Genomic DNA, 16139 nt, shown 5'->3' with positions numbered 1-16139 from the left:
CGCCCTCTATTCTGCCCTGCCGAGGCGCCCCGCGGCGACCGGATCAGAGCAGTCCGAGGGCACGGACCGCGTCCCGCTCCTCCACGAGCTCCGCGACCGAGGCGTCGATGCGCGCGCGGGCCCGGTCGTCGATCTCCAGGCCCTCCACGATGCGCCACTCACCGTCGACGGACTGCACGGGGAACGAGGAGACGAGGCCCTCGGGAACGCCGTACTCTCCGCGCGAGACGACGGCGGCGGAAGTCCAGTCCTCGGTCCCGCGGACCCAGTCGCGTACATGGTCGATCGTCGCGCTCGCGGCGGAGGCGACGGAGGACGACCCGCGGACCTCGATGATCTCCGCGCCGCGCTTGGCGACCCGGGGGATGAATGTCTGGTCCAGCCACGCCGGGACATCGCCCACGATCCGCTCCAGGGCGTCCTGCACGGGCTTCCCGCCGACGGTCGCGTGCGACACGTCGGGGAACTGCGTGGCCGAGTGGTTGCCCCAGATGGGTACCCGCCGCACCGTGTGCACGGGGGCGCCGAGCGTCTGGGCGAGCTGGGCCCGTGCGCGGTTCTCGTCCAGCCGCGTGAGGGCGGTGAAGCGGTCGGCGGGCACGCCGTCAGCCGCCGCGGAGGCGATCAGGGCGTTCGTGTTGGCGGGGTTGCCCACCACGGTCACGCGGACGCCGGAGTCGGCGTTCGCGGCGATGGCGGCGCCCTGCGGCCCGAAGATGCCGCCGTTCGCGGCCAGCAGGTCGCCGCGCTCCATCCCGGGACCGCGGGGGCGGGCGCCCACGAGCAGTGCGAGGTCGCAGCCGTCGAAGCCGACCGCGGCGTCGTCGGTCACCTCCACGTGCTCGAGCAGGTCGAAAGCGCCGTCCTGGAGCTCCAGCGCGGCACCCTCTGCCGCGCCGAGCCCCTGCGGGATCTCCAGCAGCCGCAGCCGTACCTTCTCATCCGGACCGAGCATGTCGCCGGCGGCGATGCGGAAGAGGAGCGCGTAGCCGATCTGTCCGCCCGCGCCGGTGATGGTGATCGTGGTGGCCATGTCACGAGCCTACGTCCGTCGCGGTGTCGGCGCGCGGAGTACCCTCGACGCATGACGTTCAATCCCGACGCCGACCTCTCCCGCAACACCGCGCGTCGCCGCGGACGCACGGCGGCGATCGCGGGCGGCTCCGGCGTCGGCGTGCTCGCCCTCCTCGCCCTCATCGCCGGCCCCCTGCTGGGCATCGACCTGAGCGGACTCGTCGGGGGCGCGCCCGGGGGCGGGAGCGAGCCCGCCGGTGGTTCGGCCATCGAGAACTGCGACAGCGGCTCCGACGCGAACGCGAACGTCGACTGCCGCATGGCGGGGGCGCAGGTCGCGCTCGACGCCTTCTGGGAGGACAACGTGGAGGGGTATCAGGCTCCGCAGCTCATCGTCGTCGACGGAGCGACCTCCACGCAGTGCGGCACCGCCTCCAACGCGGTCGGCCCGTTCTACTGCCCGCCGGAGGAAACCGTCTACATCGACCCCACGTTCTTCCAGCTCATGCAGCAGCAGTTCGGGGCCTCGGCCGGGAACCTCGCGCAGCTCTACATCGTCGGGCACGAGTGGGGTCACCACATCCAGAACCTCCTCGGGGCGATGGAGCGGTACCCGAACAACGGGACGGGTCCCGGCAGCAACGGCGTGCGCATGGAGCTGCAGGCCGACTGCTACGCCGGCGGCTGGCTCGGCCGCGCGACCGAGCAGACCGACGCCGACGGCGATCCGTACCTCGAGAAGCCGACGGAGGAGCAGATCCGCGACGCCCTGAACGCCGCGTCGACCGTCGGCGACGATCACATCCAGGAGCAGTCCGGGCAGGTGAACCCGGAGACCTGGACGCACGGCTCCAGCGAGCAGCGTCAACGCTGGTTCGCGGAGGGGTACCAGAACGGGCTCGATGCGTGCGGGCAGGTGTTCACCCTCCCCGCCGATCAGCTCGACCCGTAGACCCGGCGCTCCCGCCGTTGTCAGATAACGTGGACTCGGCAGGACCGCACGACCGGTTGGGGGACCGAACATGACGAACACCGAGGGGCTCTATCCGCCCATCGAGCCGCACGAGACCGGAGTGCTGCTCGTCGGCGACGGGCACCGCGTGGCCTGGGAGATCAGCGGCAACCCCGACGGCAAGCCCGTCGTGTTCCTCCACGGAGGCCCCGGCAGCGGCACCTCGCCGTGGCAGCGGCAGTTCTTCGACCCCGATGCCTACCGGATCATCCTTCTCGATCAGCGCGGGTGCGGTCGGAGCACGCCGTCCGCCGCGGATCCGGAGGCCGATCTCCGGCACATCACCACCGCGCACCTCATCGCCGACCTCGAGCTGCTGCGCAAGAATCTCGGCATCGGAAGGTGGCAGGTGTTCGGCGGGTCCTGGGGCAGCGCCCTCGCGCTCGCCTACGCCCAGGCCCACCCCGACGTGGTCTCCGAGCTGATCCTGCGCGGGATCTTCACGCTCCGTCGCGCCGAGCTCGAGTGGTTCTACGAGGGCGGGGCGGCGGCGCTCTTCCCGGACCTGTGGGAGGACTTCATCGCGCCGATCCCGGTCCTGGAGCGCTCGCGGATGATCGAGGCGTACCACCGGCGGCTGTTCGACCCGGACCCGGCGGTCCATGAACCGGCGGCCCTCGCGTGGGCGGCGTGGGAGGCGGCGACCGTCACGCTGCGCCCCGACCCGGAGCAGATCGCGGCGATGGCCGATCCCCGCCGGGCCGTCGCTTTCGCGCGCATCGAGAACCACTTCTTCGTGCACCGCGGCTGGTGGGCCGAGGGGCAGCTGCTCGCGGGGATCGACGCCATCCGGGACATCCCGGCCGTGATCGTGCAGGGCCGCCACGACGTGGTCACCCCGATGATGACGGCGTGGGACCTGCACCGTGCCTGGCCGGAAGCCGACTTCCAGGTGGTCGACGACGCGGGGCACTCCGCCGCCGAACCCGGCATCCGCGCGGCTCTCCGCGCCGCGACCGATCGGTTCCGCCCCGAGGGCTGACGCGTTCCCCTCAGGCGCGGAGCGCGCGCATCAGCGTCTTCACGAGACCGAGGGTGCCGCCGTCCGCACGATGGCGGGTGAGGCCCTCGCTCACGGCGGCACCGGTGCGGGAGGAGGCGAACCACGGCGGCTTCGGGAGGATGGTCATCCGCCCTCCGCCGTTCGCGAGGGGGAGCGAGCGCGGGAACGGCCGGAAGGGGCCGCGCAGCACGGAGCGCTCCACCTGGTCCAGGAGCAGGGCGTTGTGGACGACACCGATACCGCTGCCGACGTCGTCGATCGTGCCCCCGGGGAAAGCGCCCCAGGTGAGCGTCGGCGTGATGAACCCGAAGGCGGTCCAGCCGTTGATCGCGATCGAGCCGTAGTGCAGGGCGGTGAGTGCGCGCTCGAACCCGCTGCCGAGCGCCTTCTCGGTCGCCGGGTCAATGAGCAGGTTCGCGCCGAGCGTGCCCTGCAGCTTCTCGTTCGCGTGGGCGACCGCGGCGTCAAGGAACTCCTGCCCCGTCCCTGGCAGGGCCACCACGCCGAGGACCGGGGCGAAGTACTCCGTGTTCTCCAGGGCGGAGGGGTCGTCGTCGGCACCGATCTCGACGAGGAGCCGGTCGCCGAGCACGAGGGCGTCCGGGTAGTCGTCCGCAGCGGTCTGCATGCGGGCGGGGGCGCTGGGGTACCAGATGGGGCGCTCCGGAGCGGTGGCGTAGGCGCGGCGCAGCGCGGCGCGGAAGTCGTCGGCCTGGTCCCAGTCGGCGGAGAGGATGACGACCTGCCCCGCGATGCAGTTGTGGCCGCTGTTCTGCAGGCGCATGGTCGCGATGTGCTCGGCCTGATACGTGAGGTCGGCGGCCGTCCACTTCCCGGGCACGACGATGATGGGGGAGACCCCGCCGAGCTCCGCCGTGATGGGCTTCTTCAGCAGCGGCCGGTCCTCGCGGCGGCGGCGCTTCGTCGCGGCTGCCCCCTCGCCGGTCGACGGTCCCCAGACGATGATGTCGAAGGTCGCCGCCGAGCCGGTGATGTGCACGTGGGCGATACCGGGGTGCTGGGTGAGGTAGGCGCCGGCGGCGGGGCCCCCGCGCACGATCCGCAGCAGTCCCGGCTCGATGAGCGGGGCGAGCGCGCGCTTGTAGACGGGGACCAGCGCATCCTGCGTGGGGTTCACCTTCAGCAGGGCGGTGCGGTTGTGGGCGAGCAGTTCGTACAGCACGTCCAGTACGGGGATGGAGGTCACGTTCCCGGCGCCGAGCACGAGTCCGACGCCCCCGGACACCGTCGGCGTGCGCTGTGCCAGACCGGCCTTCGCGCGGGCGGTGTTCGGCGTGGTCCCCGGCTCGAGCCAGACCTCGCCGGTGAAGCCGGACAGCAGGAACCGGTCGATGCCGGTGAGGGGGAAGGCATGCACGCGCGCGCGGCCGCCGGGTGCGCGGTCGACCCGGATGCCGTCGAGCGGATTCGCACCGTTCGCGATCCGGGTGAGCGTGGCGATCGAGGCGTCGAGTGCTCCGAGGACGCTGTACGGACCGCTCAGCCACTCCTCGCCGCGGAGCGGATGCCGCGCGTCCAGGCCCTTGGAGGCGGCGGCGATGGTCGCCCAGTCCTCGGCCGTCGCGGCGACGCTCGTGCGCACCTGCCGGAGCAGCGTCGCGCGCTGCGCCACGGTGAGTGCGGTCCACACCGCCGTCCCCGTCTGCAGGTCGTCGACGGCGGCGTCGAGCCGTTCCTTCTCGCCCTCGCCGAGGGCGGGGGTGGCGGGCGCTGTCGTGGGCGCAGAAGTCATCGGCGTCTCCTTCGAACGGGCTTTCAGCTTAGGCGTCCGCGAGGAGATCCGCCGGGATGGCGTCGGCGTTCAGATGAGCGAGAGCTCGCGCAGCTTCGACTCCACGTCGGCGTTCGACGGCTCGACGTGGTGCGAGGCGTCGGGATAGACGACCACGGGGATGTTCGTGCGGCCGGAGATGTCCTTCGCGATGTCCGCGGCGTCGGGGTCGGCGACCAGGTCGACGTAGGTGTACGCGACGCCGAGCTCGTCGAGCTGCTTCTTCGTGCGGATGCAGTCGCGGCACCAGTCGGCGCCGAACATCGTGATGGTGTCGGAGGCGGGGTTGGTCATGCGTCCAGCCTACGTCCGCGGGGGACGGGTGGCTCCGAAGAAGCCCGTGAGGGCAGCGGCGAGGGCCTCCGGCGCCTCCTCCGCCATGTGGTGTCCGCTGTCGACGCCGTGGCCGCGCACATCGTCGGCCCAGTCCCGCCAGATGCGGAGGGGGTCGCCGTAGAGCTCTTCGAGATCGTCGCGTTCGGACCAGAGCACGAGGGTCGGCATCCGGAGCCGCCGCCCGGCGGCACGATCCGTCTCCTCGTGCGCGCGGTCGACCGTGAGGCCGGCGCGGTAGTCCTCGAGCATCGCCCGGACGACCGACGGCTGGCGCACCGCGCGCAGGAACTCGGCATGGTTGGCCGCGCCCATCGTCGCCGGGTCGGCCTTGGGGGGCGTACCAGGCCTCCGGGTCCGCGCCGATGACCCGCTCCGGGACGTCCGGCTGGGCGAAGAAGAACCAGTGCCACCACTGTGCGGCGAAGGTCGCGTCGCAGCGACGGAGGTGCTCCGAGATCGGCAGGCAGTCCAGCAGGGCGACCTGTTCGACGGCCTCCGGGTGATCGAGGGCGAGTCGGAGCGTGACGTAGCTGCCGCGGTCGTGCCCGACCAGGCGGAAGCGCTCATGGCCGAGTCGCTCGGCGACGGTGCGGATGTCTCGGGCGACGGCGCGTTTGGAATGGGCGGAGTGATCGGCAGTGGGCGCCGGGCCGCGGGAGCGGCCGTAGCCCCGGAGGTCGGGGCAGATCACCGTGAAGCCGCGGGCGACGAGGAGCGGGGCCACCCGGTGCCAGGTCGCCGAGGTGCGGGGGTGGCCGTGCAGCAGCACCACGGGCGGCCCCGAGCCGCCGTGACGCACGAGGATGTCCGCCTCCGCGGTCGGGATCCGCGTGGTCGTGAAGCCGGGGAACAGCGCCTCGTCGGCTGCGCTCATCGACCGGGGTCCGCTTCGTCCGGCAGCTTCTCGACCGGGACGATCACCACGTCCTGCACCTTCCAGTCCAGGTCGGCGAGGCCCTCGGACGCGGCGGTCAGGTCGGCCGTGCGGACGCCGCGATGATGCGGCACCACGAACGCCTCGATGTGGAAGACCTGGCCCTGATCCCGCATGCGCACGGCAGCTTGATCCACCCAGGGGCGGCTGCGCAGGTAGGAGACGACATCGCGGGCCAGGGGATGCGGCTCCGCGCTGTCGAAGGTGCGGGCCCGCTGGTCCATGAGGTCGACGATCGCCGTCTTCGTGTTGCGGAAGCCGTCCCAGATGATGCCGAGCGAGATGAAGAGCGCCGCGGCACCGTCGAGCCACCAGACGCCGGCGCCCACGCCCAGCACGCCGACGATGGAGGCGACCGTCGTCTGCCAGTCCGCCTTCGCCATGTCGGCGTCGGCGTAGAGCAGCTTGTTGTGCAGGACGGGGGCGAGCTTGGCCTTGGCCGGACCGTAGAAGAACACCGGCCCGACGATCACGACGGCCATGACGGCGACCATCAGCCAGCCGAGCCAGATCGTCTGGCCGAACACCTGCACCGTGCCGATGGTCGGATGCTCCCCGCGGATGAGGCCGGCGACGGCCTCGACGGCGAGGTTCACACCGACCGCGAGGAGCGCGACACCGGCGACGAGGTGGCCGACGCCCATCGCGCGGTGGAGGCCGTAGGGGTGCTTCCGGGTGGGGCGTCGCCGCACGAACAGGAGCGCGAGGAGGAAGGCGAACTGCGGGATGAGCGACAGCATGTCCTCGATCCACGCCGTGCGCATCGCCTGGGACTCGCCCACGACGAGCGCGATCACGGTGATCGTGATCGAGGTGTAGACGATCGTGAAGATCTCCCAGCGCACGGCCTTGCGCGTGGCCTGCTGCTGTTCGTCGGGGAGCTCGGTGCGCCCGAACTGCTTCGTCCCGGTCATCGATCGACCTCCTCGTCGAGAGAGGCCTCGAGGGCCGAGAGGAAGGCGTTCTCGCCGAGGGGCACGAGCATGACGAGCTCCCGATCACCCGCGCCCTCGATGCCCGGATAGCCGCGGGTCACGCCCGCCTTGTCGATCCACGGGGTGTCCGGCGTCAGTCCGCCGGCCACGAGGACGAGGTCGCCCGTCTCCAGCATGCCCACCAGGCTCTCCTCGGTCGCGACCGTCCACGTGACGTCCGCGTCGATGCTCGCGGCGAAGTCGTCGACGAGATCCACGACCGGCCCGCGCGGCTCGCCGCCGTCGATCTCGACGAGGCCGGGCTCGGGCGAGGTGCCGACCCGCAGCTCCCCGCCCGAGACCCGGTCCAGGGTGCCGTCCGGGTCCGCGGGGACCGTCATCCCGCATCCGCCGAGGGCTGTGGCCACGAGGAGGCCGGCCAGGGCGCCGATCAGGCGTCGTCCGGCGGAGATCCGTCGATTCCTGTTGCTGCTCACGGAGCAAGGGTGGCCCACGGCGCCGTCGCCGGGCAACGGCGTTGACGAGCGTCGCCGCGGAAGGCTAGTCCCTCTTGAGGGTAAGGGTAGCCTTACCTATAGTGGAGGCATGGGCAGCGCGTGCGAGCATCTCGAGGATCCGGACTGGGAAGCGATGGAAGGAGCGGTGCTCATCGCCGGGGATGCCGCCGACGTCGGAGCCATCGCTCGCGTCGCGTCCCGGCTCCCGTGGGATGCGCACGGCGTCATCCTCATCGAGGCGGCGGCCCGGATCCAGCTCCGGCACATCGACGTCCCCGCGGGGGTCTCGGTCCGCTGGCTCCTGCGCGCCGAGGGGCCGCGGGCCCATGCCCGCGGCGAGCGCCTCGCGAACGCCGTCTACGCGTGGTGCCTGGAGTGGACGTGCAGCGAGCCCCCGGAGCACTGGACGGTGTGGCTCGGCCCGCACACGCCGCCGCACGTGGCGCGGATGGCACGCAGCCTCCTCGGCGTCGCCAACTGACCAGCCTCAGCGCGTCGCGCCGACCGCGGATGCCGTGGCGTTCGCGGTGATCGCATCGAGCGCGCGGCGGAGCGCGGAGCTGGATGTGTGCGCGGTGTACGGGAAGTAGACGACCTCGACACCCACCTCCGCGAACTCGCTCTCCAGTCGCAGGCCCTTCTCGGTGCCGCGCCAGTCGTCGCCCTTGAAGAAGTGCGTGAAGCGCACGTCGCGCCAGGAGTCCATCTTCGACGGCGTCGTCTCGACGTAGACGTCGTCGACGAAGGAGATGTGCCGGACGATCTCGGCACGCTCGGCGGTCGGGATGACCGGCTCGATCCCCTTGACCTGACGCAGCATCTCGTCGCTCACGACACCGGCGATCAGGATGTCGCAGTGCTGTTTGGCGTGCCGCAGCAGATTGAGGTGCCCGACGTGAAACAGGTCGAAAGCTCCGACGGCATAGCCGATACGCGTCCCCATGATCTCCCCAGATCGATCATTCCCCAGTCGAACGGATCCCCACCCGTTCGGCGCGACTCCCACAGTCGCAGACGACACTCTAGCAGGAACATGTCCTGCGGCCCATAGGAACCCATGGAACGATGGATGCCGGAGCCGATGGGGCTGCGGAACGAAGGGGACCACGTTGGGGGCAGGGGTCACGGTCATCGTGCCGACGTACAACGAGCGCGACAACGTCGCCGAACTCGTGGAGCGGACGGCTGCGGCGTTGGCGGGACGGGACGCCGAGATCCTCTTCGTCGACGACAGCGCCGATGACACCACGGCCGAGGTGGAGCGCGTCGCGGCCGACGCCCCCATCCCGGTGCGGGTGATCCACCGCGCGGACAACCTCGGCGGCCTCGGCGGGGCGGTCGTCGTCGGCCTGGAAGCCGCGGACGCCGATGTCTGCATCGTGATGGACGGCGACCTCCAGCATCCGCCCGAGCTCCTCCCCGCACTGCTCGACCGCTACGCGGCAGGGGACGCGGACGTGGTCGCCGCCTCCCGCTACATCGGCGGCGGCGACACCAGCGGCCTCGGCACGGCCATGCGCTTCGGGGTGTCCCGCGCCGCGACCTGGCTGACCCGCGCGATGTTCCCCCGACGGCTCGCCAGGAGCACCGATCCGATGACCGGTTTCTTCCTCGTCGACCGGCGCCGGCTCGACCTGGCCGCCCTGCGGCCGCAGGGGTTCAAGATCCTCCTGGAGATCCTCGCGCGGACGGATCTGCGGATCGCGGAGGTCCCGATGGAGTTCGCCGAGCGTCGACACGGCACCTCGAAGGCGAGCCTCCGCCAGGGGGCGACGTTCATCGCGCACCTCGCCCGGCTGCGCTTCGGCAAGATGTCGCTGTTCGCCGCGATCGGCGTGCTCGGGGCCATCGCCAACCTCGCGATCATGTGGGGTCTGACCGCCGCGGGCGTGCCCTACGTGTGGGCGGCGATCATCGGCGCCGAGGTCACCATCGTGGGCAACTTCCTGCTGCAGGAGCGTTTCGTCTTCGCCGATATGCGCACCGATGCCCGCAGCGCCGCCGTGCGCTTCGCGGCCTCGTTCACGTTCAACAACGTCGAGGCGGCGCTGCGCATCCCGGTGATGGCGCTCATGGTCGAGACGTGGCACATCTCCAGCGTGCTCGCGACGGCCCTGTCCCTCGTCGTGGCCTTCTTCGCCCGGTTCCTGTTCCACTCGCTCGTCGTCTACGCACCCCGTCGGCGACGGGAGGAGCGGGGGACCGCGGGCGAGCCGGAGCCGGACACCGCGACCCTGCGGATCATCCGCGCCATCGACGCCGAGGCCATGAAGCCGGGCGAGCTCTGACGGAGATCGCTCTTTACACCGTGCGGGCCCGGGTCCATAGTGGGCCACGTGGGATCCGAGGACAGCCCGGCGCTGTCCGTCACCTGGGCGCATCGTGCCGAGCAATCGGTGCAGACCTGGGCGCGCGCACACGCCAGAGGAGAGGTTCCGAGCATCTGGCCCTATGGGCTGGACGCTCTCCGCGAGCACGCCTCCGTGGAGGTGGAGGAGCTCCCCGACCCCGGCCGGATCGCCCGTCTCCGGGCGCGCACCGGCGTGGGCCCGCGGCCGCGCGCCGACCTCGCGCTCGCCTGGGACGAGAACACGGCGTACCGCATGCAGATCCTGCGGCCCCGGGCGCGTTTCGCGACCGGGGTGATCTGGCTGACGGATATGGCCACCGCCGGCGCAGCCCCCGAACGGCTCGTGGGGATGCTGCGGGCGGCGACGGCGCTCTGGGTTCTGAGCGCCGCGCAGGTCGCTCCGCTGCAGCGGCTCCTCGGTGATCGGGGACCGCGGGTGTTCGTCGTGCCGTTCGGCATCGACCACGAGTTCTTCCGCGCGCAGCCGCCGGCGCCGCGGCCCCGCATCGTGAGCGCGGGAAACGACCGCGACCGGGACCCGGCGACGCTGTACGCCGCGCTCGCCCTGATCCTGGCCGTGCGCCCGGATGTCGATGTCGTCGTGCAGACGCCGTCCGAGCTGCCTCCTCCCGAGGGCGTCCAGGTCGTGCGTCGTCTGCCGCACACCGAGCTTCGCGACCTGTACGGGACAGCCAGCGTGGTGGTAACCGCGACCCGTCCGAACCTGCACGCCTCCGGGATGACCGTCGCGCTCGAGGCTCTCGCGACCGCGAGGCCGGCCGTCGTCTCGGACACCCCGGGGATGCGCGACTACGTGAGCCCGCGCACCGGCGCGCTCGTCGCCCCGGGGGAACCCGCGGCGCTGGCGCGGGCGGTGCTCGCCCTGCTCGACGATCCGGATCGCGCCGCTCGGCTCGGGCGACAGGGGCGCGTCGAGGTGGAGCAGCGATTCACCACGAAGACGATGGTCGACGCCCTCGTGCGCGGACTGCGGGAAGCCGGCTGAGGCGGTCCGGTGGGATCAGCGCCGTCGTCCTCCGCGCTTGACGCGGACGGCGGCGCGGAACGCGTCCCGGTGCGCACGTCCCGCGTCCGCCCACTCGCGACGGGAGAGATCCGGGGTGCCGGTGAGGTCTGAGGCGGCGCGCCAGGAGGAGACGAGCGTCTCGGCGTCGAGGTCGTCGCCGTCGTACATGCGCACCCAGTCGGCTCCCACCTCGCGCGCCAGGGCCTCGTTCGCCTGGTTCCGCGGCACGAGCACCGGTCGGTCCATGGACAGGGCGGCGAGGACGCTGCCCGAGTTGTGCATGAAGCGGTAGGCGAGCACGATCAGCTCGGACGACGTCGCGAGATCCACGAGCTCGGCGTCGCTGAGGAAGTCGAGGTGGAGGTCGACGCCGGGGAGGGCGGCGGTGCGCGCACGCAGGTCGTCGGCGAGCTCCGGGGTCGACGGCCGACCGCCGATGCGCAGGCTCAGCGCGGGCTCGACCGCGACCGCCTCCCCGTAGGCGTCGATGAACCCGTCGAGGCCCTTGTAACGGCGGATGCCGCCGAAGGACCCGAGTCGTCCGTGCACGCGCTCCGCAGACGGGTAGACCGCGTACCAGTCCCGGTAGTGCCCGTGCAGGATCAGGCTGTGCGGGGTCCCGGCGGGCAGGGGCGTGGTCTCGTTGATGACGATCCGGTAGTCGGTGTGCCGGTCGATGAAGCGCAGCAGCCAGAGGCGCGGGGCGTTGTCGTCGGGGAGCTCGAGGTTGTGCACGGTGCGCACGACCGCGATCCGCCGCGACAGCCGGTGCCGGAAGACGAGGGCGGTCGTGAGCGCGAACTTGCCGGCGGACTTCCACCACGACGAGCCGTGGAGCTTCGCCTCGGGCCAGTGCCAGTGGAAGGCGTCATAGCGCCCGAAGAGGGCCGTCTTCCACGAGAACCGGAGGTGCTCGAGGCCTTCGGTCGTCCCCAGCGCCTCGTCGAGCATCTTGTTGTACGGATTGGTCGTCGGACGCGGGGCGCCCAGGGACTGCATCACGCGGATGCTCGCGGTGGATTCGGTCATCGTGGTGTCCTCCGAGGGGCGACGGTACTCGTCGTAGCGGTGGCCGAGCGCGGCGGCGATGGTGCCGCGGCCGCGGTGGATCAGGCGGGTGCCGCGGGCGTGGTGGGCGATGTTCCCGGTGACGGCGCCGAAGGCCCTGCGCACGGCGCCGACGGCCATCCGGGCGAGGCCTCCGAGGAGGGCCCGCGCCCGGAGCAGGCCGCGCTGCAGCCGTCCGTGAGCGAGCTTCAGCGCGATGCGGGTGCCCGCGTTGGCGGAGCTGAACGCCCGCTGCGCCGCCCAGGCCCTGCTGAGCCGCGCGGCGACGACGAGATCCTCGGTCTCCGATTCGTTGCACCAGACGATGCGCGCGCCGTGTCCGACGAGCTCGCGGGTGAACAGCGTGTCCTCGCCGCCGCCGAGGCCCAGCGACGGGTCGAACCGCACGCCGGAGGCCCGCACGGAGCGCAGATCGAGCAGGAGGTTCCCCGCAGCGGCCACGGACAGCACGGTCCCCGTGGGCCGGGGCGGGCGGCGGAAGGTGCCGGAGGCGAGCAGCCACGGGTCGACGTCGTCGTCGAACACCGAGATCACCCGCCCCATGACGGCATCCGCGTCGAAGGCGCGCCACGTCGTGATGAGCGCCGACAGCCAGCCGGGACGCGGCACCTCGTCGTCGTCGATGAAGGCGAGCAGGTCGCGGTCGGCGGACTCGTCGAGAAGCCGATTGCGGGCGGCGACGATGCCGGGCATCGGCTCGACGACGTAGCGGACCGGGAGCGCGGCGCTCGCGGCCACCTCCCGCGCGGAGCCGGCGGCGTCGTTGTCGACGACCAGCACCTCGACGTCCACACCCAGCTCTGCGCACTCCGCGATGCGGTCCGGGAGCGCACGCAGCAGCGCCGCCAGCAGCTCCGGCCTCCGGTAGGTGGGTACGCCGATCGTCACGGCGATCGCGTCGCCCGTCTCCGGTCCCCTCGTCATCCGCCTCATCCCCATGGCAGTCCCTGCGCCTGTGTCCCCGCGCCGGCTCATCGTACCGTGAACACCGGGGTGCGCCGAGCCGCCTCTGGCGTATAGTCGGTGTCCTGGGAGGTGACGCCGGTCGCGACTCTGGGGAATTCGACCGGCGACCCGAAGCGGACCGTGAGGGCGGATCCGGGGGGAGGATCGCGTGTCAATCGTGCACGGACGGCTGGCCGTCGTCGTCGTGAACTACGCCTCGGCGCGGCTGCTCGAGCGCAACCTCGCGGTCGTGGAGCGCGAGGCCCGCGCCGTCGACGAGGAGACGTCCGTCATCGTCGTCGACAACTTCGCAGGGGCTGCCGAACGGCAGGCCGCCGCCGCGGTCGCGCAGACCCATGGGTGGACGCTGATCGCCGCGGAGACCAACACCGGGTTCGGCGGCGGGGTGAACCTCGGCGTCGCCCGGGCTCTGGCCGACGGCGCCACCGACGTGCTCGTCATCAACCCCGACGCCCACATCGACCGCGCCTCGCTGGCACGCCTGGCCGCGGTCACCCACGCCTCTCGGACCACGCTGGCATCGCCGGTCATCACCGACTCCGAGGGACGGACGTGGTTCGCCGGCATCGACCTCCTGCTCGACGACGGCACGATGCGCGCCCGCCGCAAACGCCCCGTGGGCGACATGCGCCCCTACGAGCCGTGGCTGAGCGGTGCGTGCCTGTGGATCACCCGCGAGGTGTGGGAGCTGTCCGGGGGCTTCGACGACGCCTACTTCCTGTACTGGGAGGACGTCGACTTCTCGCGCCGTGTCGTCTCGGCCGGTGGCGCGCTCGCCCTCGTCGAGGATGCACGAGCCGTGCACGACGAAGGGGGCACGCAGCGCGACGAGCCCGGACTCTCGCGGGCGAAATCCGAGGGGTACTACTTCTACAACATCCGCAATCGGATGCTGTTCGCGGTCCGGCACCTCGACGACGAGGCCGTGCGACGCTGGCGCCGGTCGATACCCCGCACCGCGCGTGAGGTGATCCTGCGCGGCGGTCGTCGACAACTGCTGAGCTCGGCGGCCCCGCTCCGCGCGTATCTCCGCGGTGTGCGCGAGGCCCGGCGGATCGCGCGCACGACCGGGACCGACCAGAAGGAGAAGACGTGGTCGTAGACGCCTATCGACAGCTCGCCCGTGCCCAGAAGGGGCACGCCCGCGGAGCCCCCGCGTACTCGGTGTATGTCAACCGCCGGCTCGGACGGGTGCTCGCCGCCGTGGCGTTCCGGCTCGGACTCACGCCGAACCAGGTGTCGATCATCAGCGCCGTCCACTCGTTCGCGGCGATCGCCCTCATCGCCTTCGCTCCGGTGACCGTCCCCCTGGGCCTGCTCATCGCGCTCCTGCTCGTCCTCGGGTACGCATGGGACTCCGCCGACGGCCAGGTCGCCCGGCTCCGCGGCGGCGGAAGCCCGCAGGGCGAATGGCTGGATCACTTCATCGACACGCTCAAGATCGCCTCGCTGCACCTCGCCGTCCTCATCGGCCTGTACCGGGTGCTTCCGGACACCCCGGCGTTGCTGCTCATCCCGATCGTGTTCAGCATCGTCGCCTCCACCACGTTCTCCGGGATGCTCCTGAACGACCTCCTCAAGGGCAAGCATGCTGTCGCGTCGACGCACGAGCGCGGCGGCGGCACGCTGCGACGTTCGCTCGTGCTGCTTCCGACGGACTTCGGTCTGGTCTGCCTCGTGTTCGTCCTGTGGGGCTGGACGCCGGGGTTCCTCGTCGCGTACGGCGCGCTCTGCCTCGCGGCCGTGCTCTTCCTCGCGCTCGCCGCGGTGAAGTGGTTCCGCGAGATCGGAAGGCTCGGTGACCCGGCATGACCGGCGGGTCGATCCTCGTCGTCTGCGCCGCCAACGTCTGCCGTTCGCCCTTGGCCGAGCTCGTCCTCCGGCGGGGGCTGGGGGAGGGCTCGTCCTTCTCGGTGCGGAGCGCCGGGGTCCGGGCCCAGGACGGGGACCCCATCTGCACCGAGGTCGCGGCCCGGCACGCCGACGACGACTGGCGGGAACGAGCGGGGGAGCACCGAGCCCGCGAGGTCACACCCGAGATGCTCGCGGAGGCCGATCTCGTGCTGACGGCCTCGCGGGACATCCGGGGGGAGCTGGTGCGCTCGGCGCCCGAGCTCCGCGACCGCATGTTCACCCTCCGCGAGGCGGCCCATCTCGGCGCCGGGTTCCTGCCCGGCGGGTCCGATGCCGTGGAGGAGTACGTCGCCTCCCTCGACCGCGCCCGGACCCGGGCGACGCCGCTCGGCGGATCCGCCGGCGGCGGGTGGTTCGGACGTCTCATCGGCCGTCGCCCCGCCGCGGACCCGGCGTCGATCGCGGATCGGCACGGGAGCAGGGGGCACGCCGACACGATCCGCGAGGTGGAGCAGGCGGTCGAGGCGATCGTGGCGCAGCTCGGCGGGCACCGTCGACACTCCTCCTGACGCGAGGGTTGTGGATTTTCACGGACCGCACTATCATTAGCCGACGCCGTGTTCGCACGGCTGGGGGGAAACCGGAGCCGAGGGGGCTCTGGCTGGGGAATCTGGGTTCTGGGGAGCTGCAGTGTTCACTGTTTCAGCATGCCGTTCTGGGGACGGCTCTTCGCGCGTGAGACGTGCGATGTTCATCGCGCCTGTCGTGGCGCTCACTCTCGTGTTCGCCGGATGCACGGCGGCGCCGGATACGTCGGCCACGCCGGAGCCCGAGGGCACGAGCACGACCGACTGGACGCCGCCTGCCGATCCCGAGGCGGAGGGCCCCACCGAGGCGCCCTCGCTGACGGAGGAGACCGGCGCGCTGGACGCGGAGATCGCCCTGTCCACCGACATGGTGGTGACCGTCGACGACATCTCGACCACCGACATCACCCCCGAGACGCCGGGTGAGTACGCCGGCTCCGCCGTCGTGGTGACCGTGAAGGTCGCGAACGGTTCGAAGCGGGCGCAGAGCATCGATTCCGCCGTCGTCAGCCTCGTCACGGACGACGGCGACGTCGGCGTGGCCACCACCGCAGGCCCGAACGAGCCGCTCCACGGAGAGCTGGCCGCCGGCGACGAGGCCACCGGGACCTACGTCTTCATGCTCGACCCGACCAAGGGCCGCGCCGTGAAGATCAGCGTGAACTACGCCGCCGGCGAGCCGGTGGCGACCTTCGCGGGCGAGCTCTCCTGAGCCGTGGGCGCGACGACTTTCACCGCGTCTCGTACGTGACACCTTTCGAAGA

Annotated in this window: 17 protein-coding genes and 1 pseudogene; 9 read left to right on the top strand and 9 right to left on the bottom strand. The window is 71.7% G+C overall.

Annotated elements, in window-relative coordinates:
* Positions 1-43: 43 nt before the first annotated feature.
* Entirely contained in the window at positions 44-1033 is a 990-nt protein-coding gene (locus tag ACIQID_RS08345; RefSeq protein WP_312673839.1) for a malate dehydrogenase, read from the bottom strand.
* A 51-nt stretch (positions 1034-1084) separates the two neighbouring features.
* Between ACIQID_RS08345 and ACIQID_RS08340 the strand changes: the two genes are divergently transcribed.
* The gene (locus ACIQID_RS08340) at positions 1085-1966 is read left to right on the top strand and encodes a neutral zinc metallopeptidase (protein WP_400283724.1); all 882 of its coding nucleotides are present in this window, start codon (positions 1085-1087) and stop codon (positions 1964-1966) included.
* A gap of 70 nt (positions 1967-2036) precedes the next feature.
* The gene (pip, locus tag ACIQID_RS08335) at positions 2037-3008 is read left to right on the top strand and encodes a prolyl aminopeptidase (protein WP_400283721.1); all 972 of its coding nucleotides are present in this window, start codon (positions 2037-2039) and stop codon (positions 3006-3008) included.
* Between the two features lie 10 nt (positions 3009-3018).
* On the opposite strand, the gene ACIQID_RS08330 is transcribed toward pip, so the two are convergent.
* From ACIQID_RS08330 to ACIQID_RS08305, 6 genes and pseudogenes are all read right to left on the bottom strand, one after another.
* On the bottom strand, positions 3019-4782 hold the full coding sequence (locus tag ACIQID_RS08330) for an aldehyde dehydrogenase family protein (protein WP_400283718.1): 1764 nt from the start codon (positions 4780-4782) through the stop codon (positions 3019-3021).
* Between the two features lie 69 nt (positions 4783-4851).
* Complete coding sequence (locus ACIQID_RS08325; protein WP_071327714.1) at positions 4852-5115, bottom strand: glutaredoxin domain-containing protein; 264 nt, start codon at positions 5113-5115, stop codon at positions 4852-4854.
* Between the two features lie 9 nt (positions 5116-5124).
* The gene (locus tag ACIQID_RS08320) at positions 5125-5469 is read right to left on the bottom strand and encodes a hypothetical protein (protein WP_400283714.1); all 345 of its coding nucleotides are present in this window, start codon (positions 5467-5469) and stop codon (positions 5125-5127) included.
* Positions 5470-5659: 190 nt separating this feature from the next.
* A pseudogene (locus ACIQID_RS08315) lies at positions 5660-6031 on the bottom strand (alpha/beta fold hydrolase); the annotation flags it as partial.
* Entirely contained in the window at positions 6028-7005 is a 978-nt protein-coding gene (locus ACIQID_RS08310; RefSeq protein ID WP_400283710.1) for a cation transporter, read from the bottom strand. The pseudogene ACIQID_RS08315 and the gene ACIQID_RS08310, both read right to left, overlap by 4 nt.
* Positions 7002-7502, bottom strand: coding sequence for a hypothetical protein (locus ACIQID_RS08305; RefSeq protein WP_400283707.1), 501 nt, complete (start codon positions 7500-7502; stop codon positions 7002-7004). The genes ACIQID_RS08310 and ACIQID_RS08305 overlap by 4 nt, the downstream gene beginning before the upstream one ends.
* Positions 7503-7611: 109 nt before the next feature.
* Between ACIQID_RS08305 and ACIQID_RS08300 the strand changes: the two genes are divergently transcribed.
* Positions 7612-8004: an SIP domain-containing protein gene (locus tag ACIQID_RS08300; protein WP_400283704.1), complete on the top strand. Its 393-nt coding sequence runs from the start codon at positions 7612-7614 to the stop codon at positions 8002-8004.
* Between the two features lie 6 nt (positions 8005-8010).
* On the opposite strand, the gene ACIQID_RS08295 is transcribed toward ACIQID_RS08300, so the two are convergent.
* Positions 8011-8466 carry an adenylyltransferase/cytidyltransferase family protein gene (locus tag ACIQID_RS08295; protein ID WP_060922253.1) on the bottom strand — a complete coding sequence of 152 codons (456 nt, stop codon included), beginning with the start codon at positions 8464-8466 and terminating at the stop codon, positions 8011-8013.
* A 166-nt stretch (positions 8467-8632) separates the two neighbouring features.
* Between ACIQID_RS08295 and ACIQID_RS08290 the strand changes: the two genes are divergently transcribed.
* Both ACIQID_RS08290 and ACIQID_RS08285 read left to right on the top strand, forming a co-directional pair.
* Positions 8633-9811: a glycosyltransferase gene (locus tag ACIQID_RS08290; protein WP_331202207.1), complete on the top strand. Its 1179-nt coding sequence runs from the start codon at positions 8633-8635 to the stop codon at positions 9809-9811.
* Between the two features lie 48 nt (positions 9812-9859).
* On the top strand, positions 9860-10879 hold the full coding sequence (locus ACIQID_RS08285) for a glycosyltransferase family 4 protein (RefSeq protein ID WP_312673825.1): 1020 nt from the start codon (positions 9860-9862) through the stop codon (positions 10877-10879).
* A gap of 15 nt (positions 10880-10894) precedes the next feature.
* Here the strand turns inward: ACIQID_RS08285 and ACIQID_RS08280 are convergent, their stop codons facing one another.
* Entirely contained in the window at positions 10895-12892 is a 1998-nt protein-coding gene (locus ACIQID_RS08280) for a glycosyltransferase (protein ID WP_400283699.1), read from the bottom strand.
* A gap of 190 nt (positions 12893-13082) precedes the next feature.
* Between ACIQID_RS08280 and ACIQID_RS08275 the strand changes: the two genes are divergently transcribed.
* The 4 genes from ACIQID_RS08275 to ACIQID_RS08260 all read left to right on the top strand — a co-directional run bounded on the left by ACIQID_RS08275 (position 13083) and on the right by ACIQID_RS08260 (position 16087).
* Entirely contained in the window at positions 13083-14036 is a 954-nt protein-coding gene (locus tag ACIQID_RS08275) for a glycosyltransferase family 2 protein (protein WP_312673822.1), read from the top strand.
* On the top strand, positions 14027-14746 hold the full coding sequence (locus ACIQID_RS08270; protein WP_312673820.1) for a CDP-alcohol phosphatidyltransferase family protein: 720 nt from the start codon (positions 14027-14029) through the stop codon (positions 14744-14746). Before ACIQID_RS08275 ends, ACIQID_RS08270 begins: the two co-directional genes overlap by 10 nt.
* A complete protein-coding gene (locus tag ACIQID_RS08265) occupies positions 14743-15357 on the top strand; it encodes a hypothetical protein (protein ID WP_400283695.1) in 615 nt (204 codons plus the stop codon). Before ACIQID_RS08270 ends, ACIQID_RS08265 begins: the two co-directional genes overlap by 4 nt.
* A gap of 178 nt (positions 15358-15535) precedes the next feature.
* Positions 15536-16087, top strand: a complete 552-nt coding sequence (locus ACIQID_RS08260; RefSeq protein WP_400283692.1) for a DUF4352 domain-containing protein — start codon at positions 15536-15538, stop codon at positions 16085-16087.
* Positions 16088-16139: the final 52 nt, after the last annotated feature.

Source organism: Microbacterium sp. NPDC091676 (genome assembly GCF_044756645.1).
GTDB lineage: Bacteria > Actinomycetota > Actinomycetes > Actinomycetales > Microbacteriaceae > Microbacterium > Microbacterium paraoxydans_D.
The sequence above is the reverse complement of the archived record's forward strand: the minus strand, read 5'-3'. Positions and strand labels throughout refer to the sequence as shown.

Bases quoted from the DNA above. Each gene is read 5' to 3' on its own strand.
- ACIQID_RS08280 (WP_400283699.1), bottom strand. From the start codon at position 12,892: ATGACGAGGGGACCGGAGACGGGCGACGCGATCGCCGTGACGATCGGC.
- ACIQID_RS08295 (WP_060922253.1), bottom strand. From the start codon at position 8,466: ATGGGGACGCGTATCGGCTATGCCGTCGGAGCTTTCGACCTGTTTCAC.
- ACIQID_RS08325 (WP_071327714.1), bottom strand. From the start codon at position 5,115: ATGACCAACCCCGCCTCCGACACCATCACGATGTTCGGCGCCGACTGG.
- ACIQID_RS08330 (WP_400283718.1), bottom strand. From the start codon at position 4,782: ATGACTTCTGCGCCCACGACAGCGCCCGCCACCCCCGCCCTCGGCGAG.
- ACIQID_RS08345 (WP_312673839.1), bottom strand. From the start codon at position 1,033: ATGGCCACCACGATCACCATCACCGGCGCGGGCGGACAGATCGGCTAC.
- ACIQID_RS08340 (WP_400283724.1), top strand. From the start codon at position 1,085: ATGACGTTCAATCCCGACGCCGACCTCTCCCGCAACACCGCGCGTCGC.
- ACIQID_RS08260 (WP_400283692.1), top strand. From the start codon at position 15,536: ATGTTCATCGCGCCTGTCGTGGCGCTCACTCTCGTGTTCGCCGGATGC.
- ACIQID_RS08310 (WP_400283710.1), bottom strand. From the start codon at position 7,005: ATGACCGGGACGAAGCAGTTCGGGCGCACCGAGCTCCCCGACGAACAG.
- pip (WP_400283721.1), top strand. From the start codon at position 2,037: ATGACGAACACCGAGGGGCTCTATCCGCCCATCGAGCCGCACGAGACC.
- ACIQID_RS08320 (WP_400283714.1), bottom strand. From the start codon at position 5,469: ATGGGCGCGGCCAACCATGCCGAGTTCCTGCGCGCGGTGCGCCAGCCG.
- ACIQID_RS08300 (WP_400283704.1), top strand. From the start codon at position 7,612: ATGGGCAGCGCGTGCGAGCATCTCGAGGATCCGGACTGGGAAGCGATG.
- ACIQID_RS08265 (WP_400283695.1), top strand. From the start codon at position 14,743: ATGACCGGCGGGTCGATCCTCGTCGTCTGCGCCGCCAACGTCTGCCGT.